Source organism: Flavobacterium sp., from assembly GCF_025352425.1.
Classification (GTDB): Bacteria; Bacteroidota; Bacteroidia; order Flavobacteriales; family Flavobacteriaceae; genus Flavobacterium.
This window is the reverse complement of the sequence record NZ_JANXTI010000048.1, coordinates 22,015-29,460: the sequence shown is the minus strand read 5'-3', so window position 1 is coordinate 29,460 and position 7,446 is coordinate 22,015. Positions and strand designations below refer to the sequence as shown.

Here is a 7,446-nt window from a genome sequence, read left to right as displayed (position 1 = left end):
TTATTTACGGAGGAAGTCAGCCAGTGCATTTTGCAGCAGAAGAAAAAGCATTCAAAAGATTGGTTTACACTCCAAACGCGCACACAGTTGTGATAGATTTGGAGTGTAAACCAAGCTTTTGAATGCTTTTTCTTCTGCTGCAAAATGCACTGGCTGACTTCCTCCGTAAATAACGCAAGGAACCATTCCAGCATTACGTACCGCCTTGGTTGCTACCTTGCCTACGCTTTCTCTTTGTGATCCTTTAATTGTAATCGATTTCATTGTAAAAATATATAGTTAATAATAAAAATTCTTTTTTTAGCTCCGCTCAGTTCGGCCGTTGACCTCGGGTGGGCGTTGCTCTCGTTCCTCGCGCCGCGCTTTCCGCTATAGTCCTCACTGCGTTCCGGGCTGCCGCTTCAATCGCTAACGCAATCCTTTGCAAAATTCAAATATTCTTTTCTCTTGCAGCGCAGCGTTCTTTCTTCTTTTCTCTCCTTCTTACATCAAAAACTTCCCACTGATGGAATTGTTGTGCTGCACCATATTCATTACTTCTGCAAAAAGAGGTGCACAACTCACCACTTTTATTTTTTTGGAATCTCTTTTTAACGGAATCGAATCGGTAACTATCAATTCCAGTAACTGAGATTTCTCCAATTTCTCATAAGCATCACCCGAAAGTATCGCATGAGTACAGATTGCCCTCACGCTTAATGCCCCTTTTTCTATCATTAAATCGGCAGCTTTGGCTAACGTTCCTCCGGTATCAACCATATCATCAACCAGGATAACGTTCCTTCCTCGCACTTCACCAATCAACTCCATGGTATCAATTATGTTGGCCGCCTTTCTTTGTTTGTAACAAATCACAACATCCGATTCTAAAAACTTAGAATACGCATACGCTCTTTTGGAACCACCCATGTCAGGCGAAGCAATTGTTAAATTGTCTAACTGCAGACTCTTAACATACGGCAAAAAGATAGTCGATGCAAACAAATGATCCACTGGCATTTCAAAAAACCCCTGAATCTGATCGGCGTGTAAATCCATCGTCATGATTCGGGTTGCTCCGGCAGTTTCCAATAGTTTTGCTATTAGTTTTGCTCCAATCGGAACTCTTGGTTTGTCTTTTCTGTCCTGTCTTGCATAACCAAAATACGGAATTACGGGAGTTATGTGCCTTGCTGATGCTCTTTTAGCAGCATCAATCATTAACAAAAGTTCCATTAAATTGTCGGCACTCGGAAATGTAGAGCAAACAATAAAAACGCGCAATCCTCTTATTGATTCTTCAAAAGAAGGTTGAAATTCACCATCACTAAATTTTGAGAACGTAACTTTACCAAGCGGAACACCATAGTTTTCGGCTATTTGTTCGGCTAGGTAGACGCTTTGCGAACACGCAAATATCTTTGCTTCTGGTTCAAATTGCGACATTGTAGTTTGTTGTTTTTATCCGTTGCAATCCTTACGGAAATGCCTCGAATGTAGTTAGTTAGTTGTTGCTCGTTTTACCGAGGTGCAAATTTAGAAATTAAATCCAACTCTGAAAGGATATTTTAGAGTATTTTTTTAGAAAATCATGTTTTATTTTTTACATTTGCACCGTGTTTAAAGATAAGCAACGCTTTAGTTGTTTATTTTTCGCGATAAGCCAACTGCTGTTGGTTTTGTCTCTCAAGCCCGGATGGCGGAATTGGTAGACGCGCTGGTCTCAAACACCTGTGGGCAACCGTGCGGGTTCAAGTCCCGCTCCGGGTACAAAACCTTCGAGAAATCGGAGGTTTTTTTAATTTAAAAGTATTTTTATGTATTATGTTTATGCAATTTCTAGTTTAGAACGAAACTATATTTATGTAGGGTTAACAGATAATTTAGAAAGAAGATTTTCTGAACATAACAATGGCAAAAACAAAACAACCAAGCCTTATTTGCCGTTTAAAATAATTTATACTCAGGAATTCGAGACAAGACTAGAAGCCAGGCAAAAAGAGAAATATTTTAAAAGTGGCATTGGCAAAGAAAAATTAAAAATCATTAAAGAAAGTTTAATGCAATAAGCGGAACCTGCCTGCCTGCCTGCCGGCAGGTTGGTAGACGCGCTGGTCTCAAAAACCTGTGGGCAACCGTGCAGGCGGGAATCCATATTCTCAAAAGGAAGAACCACGTCTATTTAGCCCCGATGGGAATGGCATCCTTTTTCTTTGTAAAAGAAAAAGATATAATGGACAGCTGGAACCTGCCTGCCGGTAGGCAGGGAGTGTTGTAAAAAAGGATAAAGTAGTGCTCCTAAAAAATTAAAACCCAAGAATCAATCTTGCGATTGCGAAATAAATAATAATCCCAAAAACGTCATTTGTGGTGGTGATAAACGGTCCGGTCGCAATTGCGGGATCAATTTTATTCCGGTGAAGAAACAACGGTACCAATGTTCCCAATGCTGCGGCAAAAAGGATTACTACAATTATAGAAGTGGAAATGGCTATTCCAACCTGAAATTGTTGGTACATAATGGTATGAAACAACAAAATAAAAAGCGAGATAATTGTTCCCGAAATCATTGCCACGGTAAGTTCCCGGCTAAAATATTGTTTGCTGAACTCTTTCAAAGTACCATTGGCCAAACCCTGAACCACAATTGCCGATGCCTGCACTCCAATATTTCCCGCGGTGGCAGAAAGTAAAGGCACAAAAATGATTAGAGTGGTATATTTTTGGAAAGCAATTTCATTTCCTTTTAACACAAAAGATGCTACAATTTCAATTGCCATTCCAATTAAAAGCCACGGCAGGCGCGCTTTGGTAAGTTCGTAAACACTATCGCCAGCTTCAACATCCTGGGTAATACCCGCCGCCATCTGGTAATCTTTGTCGGCTTCTTCCTTGATAACATCAAGAATATCATCAACGGTTACTCGGCCTACTAATCTTCCCATTTCATCCACAACTGGGATTGCTTCCAGGTCGTATTTCTGCATGATACGGGCTACTTCGGTATTTGGAGTGTCAACATTTACATAGTCAACTTTTTTGATATATACTTCGCTAATAGGCGTTTTGGTGGAAGTCGTCAACAAGTCCTTAAGTGATAATCTTCCTTTCAAACGATCTTCGTCATCAACAACATAAATCGAGTGCACTCTTGTTACATTTTCGGCCTGAATCCGCATTTCTTTGACGCAGGTGAGTACGTTCCAGTTTTCGTTGACCTTCACCATCTCTTTCCCCATCAAGCCACCAGCGGTGTCTTCGCTGTAGCGTAACAAATCTACAATGTCTTTGGCATGCTCAACGTCTTCGAGCTCAGAGATTACTTCTTCTTTTTTGCTTTGGGAAAGTTCGGCGATGATATCAGCAGCATCATCGGTATCCAGTTCATCTAATTCTTCTGCAATTTCCTTTGCCGAAAGACCGTGAAGAATTTTTTCACGAACATCATCTTCCAGTTCCAGAAGAATTTCAGCCGTTATTTCACTATCGAGAATCTTAAAAATATAAGTCGCTTCTTCAATGTTAAGTTCATCAAAAATCTCGGCAATATCGGCATGGTGCATGTCATTCAATAAAACGATTAATTCCTGGTCGTTTTGCTGATGAATGAGTTGCTCGATTTGCTCTAAGAGTTCTTTGCTGATTTTAAACTGCATTGGCTTCTATTTTTTGAGTTAGTTCTATAAACTGTTCAACGGTTAATTGTTCGGGGCGAAGGTCAAAGATAGTATCTTCTTTTAAATTATCCGAAAGTTGGAATGATTTTAAACTATTCCTCAATGTCTTACGACGTTGCTGAAACCCTGTTTTCACTACCGAAAAGAATAACTTTTCATTACAAGGTAAAGTGAAATTTTCTTTTCTGCGTAAGCGTAAAACTCCGGAATTCACTTTTGGTGGCGGATTAAATACATCGGGACTCACCGTAAAAAGATATTCCGCTTCATAAAAAGCCTGGACCAAAACGGATAGGATTCCGTAGGCTTTAGTGCCTTTTTTTTCGCAAATGCGTTCGGCTACTTCTTTTTGAAACATACCCGAAAACTCCGGCACCTGATGACGTAATTCCAAGCATTTAAAAACAATCTGTGATGAAATATTATAGGGGAAATTGCCAATGATAGCAAAAGGTTTGCCTTCAAAAACTTCGTTGATATTGTATTTTAAAACATCTTTGGAAATAATCTTTCCGTGCAGTTTCGGGTAATGTGCATTCAGATATTCTACAGAATCCCTATCGATTTCGATGACATAGGTTGTTGTTGGTTTTTCCAGAAGATATTTGGTCAAGACTCCCATTCCGGGACCTATTTCCAACGTAATATCATAGCCCTCAAAATTCAAGGTGTCGGCTATATTTTGGGCAATTGACTCATCTGTTAAGAAATGTTGCCCGAGGTGTTTTTTGGCTCTTACGTTATCCATATACTTTGTCATTCGTGGATACAAATTTACTTTGATTTTTTTATAAAGCTATTGAATCCAGAGTTCTATTAAATTAAATTCTTCCTTTTATCAAAAAAGCGAACTGGTTTTCTGTACAATTGATTAAAAACCAACGAATCCAATATTTCTTTAGAACTGAATTCAATTTTAGGAGTAACTCTTAATTTGGCTCTGAAATAATCCTTTAGTTCTTGCAGAAAAGTTTCAGATTGTTTTTTTACGGCAATTTTAATTAAAATTTCATCAGTACCTAAGTTATTGGTGGAAATTTCGATAATATAGTTTTCAATGTTTTCGAAAGTAGTCAAAACATCATTCATGGTCTGTGGATATAGCGTAGTTCCTTTATATTTTATCATGTGATGCATTCTGCCAATTACCGGACCAACGCGCAATGTATTTCGACCGCAAGCGCAAGCTTCTGAATGTAGTTTTACAATATCACCCGTTTTAAATCTAATTAAAGGCATAGCTTCGACGCCGATGGTAGTAAAAGTCAATTCGCCGGAATTACCATTTTTTACTGGCTTATTATTTTCATCTAAAACTTCTATAATAATAAGTTCGGGATGATGGTGACCGCCGAGAGCATGCTCACATTCTGTAAATGCAGTACTCATTTCTGTCGATGCGTAAGTAGAAAATAATTTAATATCCCATTTCTCCGTTATTTTTTTTGACAAAACATTCATCGAAAAATCTTGGTTTCTAAGTGATTCGCCTATGCAAACAGCACCTATTATTCCAGAATTGTTGTAATCAATATTGTGCATTTCAGCATATTCAATCATTTTCAATAGAAAGGAGGGAACTGTAATTAAATAACGAGGTTTATATTTCATAATAGAATCCCATTGTAGTTTTGGGATTCCGGAACCAACGCGGATAACGCCAACTTGCAGCTTTCTTAGTCCTAAAAAATAGGCTAAACCAGCTAAAAACATCCTGTCGATAGTTGTCATCATTTGTACAACATCTCCTTTTTTAATACCGGCACAATCAAAAGAAATAGCTTCATTATAGGCTAATCTGTCTAAATCTTTATCGGTTAAACCAAAAGTTACAGGTTCTCCTAATGTTCCCGAAGTGGAAGCATAATCAATTATTTCGTTAACGGGGACACATAAAAAATCATAATTATATTTTTGAAAATCGTCTTTTGATGTCACAGGTAAAAGCTGTAAATCCTCTAGAGTTTTAATAGTTTTAATATTTATATTCTCTTTTTCAAAAAGTCTTTTGTAATAAGGTGAATTTTGAGCTGCATATTCTAAAAGCTCTAAAAGTTTTTGCTCCTGAAAAGATTTAATTTCTTCGGTTGTTGCTGTTTCAATTTTTGGAATCATTGCAGTTTTCTTTCTATTTTTTTCAGATACTTCTCAATTCCTAATTTCTCGGGAAGCGTTGTTATCTCTTTTGTTAAGGCAATTTCAAATTGTTTTTCTGCTAATTTATATTCTTTTTTTCTATAAAAATACAACCCTACTTTATAATAAACAACCCAATAATCCGGATTCAATGATTGGTAATTTTCGGCAAAATCTTTGGGTAAACCTTTATTGCTTTTTAATAGATAATCCATCTTTCGGTCTTCAATCCGAAATTTTTCATAGTTTTCATATTCGGGGGTTTCTAAAAATAAATCTTTAGGAATATTCAAATCCTGTTCCTGCAAAGAAAATATTGTGTCTATAGAATTCCTTTTATTGAAAATCTTTTTCAAATCGTAACAGACAAATTCCCCTAACTGATAGGGATTTGTCGAAACCCAAACCAATCGCTGTTCAGGTTTGAATATTATGCCGTGATGGGCGATTAATTGATTCAGTGCTTTTTCATTTCCATAACCAATTTTTGCACCATCAATTCCTTCCTTATCCCTCAGGATAGCAGCAGCAGCATCCACATCTATTTTTTTATAATGGTCAAAAAGCTGAGTAATTCTGTCATAACGGTATTTTGAATGGCTATTTGTTATTTGATATTGATTCCTATCATCATCTTTTAATTCAGTGCTTTGAAAATGATTAGTACAAATTAATTGATTGTTGTTTTTAACATCATAGACACCAAAATTATGTGGTGAAACCTCAATTATAATAGCTTTTTTGTCAGTAGCACTTCCAACCATAATTGATTCTGACACAAAAACCTTTCTCTTTTTAGCAATGGTGATAGCTTCATCAAGCGTGGAGGCGTATTGCAATATTTCCCTCGTCAGGATTGAAATTGGAGTCTTAGCTATCAATGGAATCTTAGATTTACCGGCATTAATTGTTACCGTTATGCCTTCATTATTCATACCGGAAACGGCTCCAATCATACCTGCCCAGGTAACCATCATGAATGGATGTCCATCTTTAGGGTTAATGAACGCTACAATTTTATCTTTTGCAAATTCATCTCCAGCATAAAAATCAAAATTCCTGCCCAAAATTAAACTTCCGTCAGCCGATTTTTCTCCCCAGGCAGCAAACGAAGAACAGCCGACTAAAGCTAAATCCTTTAAGGCATGCCCTATATCGTGTGCTCCATGTAAATATAAACTTCTTAAATATGCAGGTGCTATATTATCAAAATCATGACTTGTATATTCTGAAATTCCATATATTTCTGTTTTAAATTCCTCAGGAACATTTAAATATAATTTTCTGTTATACCATTTTAAAAATTCCCGCAATGCCCATTTTTTTGTTTTTGATGGGACAAAATCATTAATTTTTGAAAAAAACACACGTTCCTGTTTTTTTAATAGTGAGTCGGTTAGGGCACCTGTAACAAGTCCACGTTCTAAAGCATCTCCTTCTACATATAGTTCCCAGAGATTTTGTTGATTTTTAAAAAGAAAATTATTTCCTGATGAAAAACTAAAATTGGATTGTTTATTGACTATCGGAATAGCATTGTTATATCCTTCTAAAATTGGTTTGTCGTGTAATGATTTTGAAACGCCACAAGAAGAAAAAGTGATGACCAGAATTGATAAAATAATATGACAAACCCACTTTTTCATCTTCTAGC

6 protein-coding genes, 1 tRNA gene and 2 pseudogenes are annotated in these 7,446 nt (G+C 36.8%); 3 read left to right on the top strand and 6 right to left on the bottom strand.

Going from position 1 to position 7,446, the window contains the following annotated elements:
- Window positions 1–104 (top strand): annotated as a pseudogene (locus Q0Q99_RS06890) (50S ribosomal protein L25); the annotation flags it as partial.
- On the opposite strand, the pseudogene Q0Q99_RS06885 reads toward Q0Q99_RS06890, so the two are convergent.
- Window positions 97–264: pseudogene (locus Q0Q99_RS06885) on the bottom strand (50S ribosomal protein L25); the annotation flags it as partial. The pseudogenes Q0Q99_RS06890 and Q0Q99_RS06885 overlap by 8 nt on opposite strands.
- A 219-nt stretch (window positions 265–483) precedes the next feature.
- Complete coding sequence (locus Q0Q99_RS06880; RefSeq protein ID WP_293893401.1) at window positions 484–1,425, bottom strand: ribose-phosphate pyrophosphokinase; 942 nt, start codon at window positions 1,423–1,425, stop codon at window positions 484–486.
- A 244-nt stretch (window positions 1,426–1,669) separates the two neighbouring features.
- Between Q0Q99_RS06880 and Q0Q99_RS06875 the strand changes: the two genes are divergently transcribed.
- Window positions 1,670–1,749: transfer RNA gene (locus Q0Q99_RS06875), tRNA-Leu, on the top strand.
- A 47-nt stretch (window positions 1,750–1,796) separates the two neighbouring features.
- The gene (locus Q0Q99_RS06870; protein ID WP_293893399.1) at window positions 1,797–2,048 is read left to right on the top strand and encodes a GIY-YIG nuclease family protein; all 252 of its coding nucleotides are present in this window, start codon (window positions 1,797–1,799) and stop codon (window positions 2,046–2,048) included.
- 237 nt (window positions 2,049–2,285) lie between these two features.
- Here Q0Q99_RS06870 and mgtE read toward each other — a convergent pair whose 3' ends face one another.
- The 4 genes from mgtE to Q0Q99_RS06850 all read right to left on the bottom strand — a co-directional run bounded on the left by mgtE (window position 2,286) and on the right by Q0Q99_RS06850 (window position 7,438).
- A complete protein-coding gene (gene mgtE, locus Q0Q99_RS06865; protein ID WP_293893397.1) occupies window positions 2,286–3,635 on the bottom strand; it encodes a magnesium transporter in 1,350 nt (449 codons plus the stop codon).
- The gene (gene rsmA, locus Q0Q99_RS06860) at window positions 3,625–4,404 is read right to left on the bottom strand and encodes a 16S rRNA (adenine(1518)-N(6)/adenine(1519)-N(6))-dimethyltransferase RsmA (protein WP_293893404.1); all 780 of its coding nucleotides are present in this window, start codon (window positions 4,402–4,404) and stop codon (window positions 3,625–3,627) included. Before rsmA ends, mgtE begins: the two co-directional genes overlap by 11 nt.
- 68 nt (window positions 4,405–4,472) lie before the next feature.
- The gene (locus Q0Q99_RS06855; RefSeq protein WP_293893394.1) at window positions 4,473–5,771 is read right to left on the bottom strand and encodes a phenylacetate--CoA ligase family protein; all 1,299 of its coding nucleotides are present in this window, start codon (window positions 5,769–5,771) and stop codon (window positions 4,473–4,475) included.
- On the bottom strand, window positions 5,768–7,438 hold the full coding sequence (locus Q0Q99_RS06850) for a C45 family peptidase (protein ID WP_293893391.1): 1,671 nt from the start codon (window positions 7,436–7,438) through the stop codon (window positions 5,768–5,770). Before Q0Q99_RS06850 ends, Q0Q99_RS06855 begins: the two co-directional genes overlap by 4 nt.
- Between the last annotated feature and the right edge of the window lie 8 nt (window positions 7,439–7,446).

Bases quoted from the DNA above. Each gene is read 5' to 3' on its own strand.
- rsmA (WP_293893404.1), bottom strand. From the start codon at position 4,404: ATGGATAACGTAAGAGCCAAAAAACACCTCGGGCAACATTTCTTAACA.
- Q0Q99_RS06870 (WP_293893399.1), top strand. From the start codon at position 1,797: ATGTATTATGTTTATGCAATTTCTAGTTTAGAACGAAACTATATTTAT.
- Q0Q99_RS06850 (WP_293893391.1), bottom strand. From the start codon at position 7,438: ATGAAAAAGTGGGTTTGTCATATTATTTTATCAATTCTGGTCATCACT.
- Q0Q99_RS06855 (WP_293893394.1), bottom strand. From the start codon at position 5,771: ATGATTCCAAAAATTGAAACAGCAACAACCGAAGAAATTAAATCTTTT.
- Q0Q99_RS06880 (WP_293893401.1), bottom strand. From the start codon at position 1,425: ATGTCGCAATTTGAACCAGAAGCAAAGATATTTGCGTGTTCGCAAAGC.
- mgtE (WP_293893397.1), bottom strand. From the start codon at position 3,635: ATGCAGTTTAAAATCAGCAAAGAACTCTTAGAGCAAATCGAGCAACTC.